Here is a 769-nt window from a genome sequence, read left to right on the forward strand (position 1 = left end):
CAGATGAGTCCAGGTAGTGCAGGCCCCTGATCTGGGGTGCCCGGACTTGGCTGAGACGTCCGGGCTTGCGATTGTCTTAGCCTTGATCCACCGACGTGGCCTGAAATGGATCTTCTGACGGGTTTTTGAGCGGGCTTCGGGTTGGTGTCTGTGCCTGGGCAGGTGGTATCCGCTGGTCTGCCCAGCTTTTCCACAGGTTCGGTTCCGGTCGGGCCCTGACGGGCGGGTGGGCAGGGGCTGTCAGCCGGGTTCGGGTGGGGCGTGGACGGTGTCGAAGAGGTGTCTCCAGGCGTGCTGCCAGCGCCAGTTGTGCGGCAGGTGCAGGGTGATGCGCCGGGCGGAGCGGGCGAGGCGGGCCGGGACGTGGATCAGGTGGGCACGAAGGGTGGCGGTGGTGGCCCTGGCGTGGAAGGCGGAGGTCAGTGCTCCGGTGGCACGCAGCAGGTTGTAGGCCATGGCCCACAGGGTCAGCCAGGCGGAGTTGGCGTGGAAGTGTCCCGACGGCAGGTGGGCCAGGGCGGAGGCTTTGCTGTCGGCGATGACCTGTTCGACGACGGCGTGGTGGCGGTGTTCCCGCTCCGCCTGGAGCGTCGGAGCGGGGTTGTCGGTGAAGAACGGGTGGTAGCGCCAGAGGGGGAACAACTCACCCTGCTCTCCCACGACGGCGGGTTTGGCCAGGTCACGGACCCGGCGCACGATCAACCGGGCGGTGACCCGCTCTGCCTTCTTGCGGCTGGCGAACGCGGTGTAGGCGGGTATCTCGGCGACC

Annotated in this window: 1 protein-coding gene; it reads right to left on the bottom strand. The window is 67.9% G+C overall.

Going from position 1 to position 769, the window contains the following annotated elements; genetic code table 11:
- Window positions 1-240: 240 nt before the first annotated feature.
- A partial coding sequence (locus VXC91_RS46330) for a transposase (RefSeq protein WP_329513325.1) occupies window positions 241-769 on the bottom strand: 529 nt, incomplete at its 5' end.

It is taken from the genome of Streptomyces chiangmaiensis (genome assembly GCF_036281785.1).
Classification (GTDB): domain Bacteria; phylum Actinomycetota; class Actinomycetes; order Streptomycetales; family Streptomycetaceae; genus Streptomyces; species Streptomyces chiangmaiensis.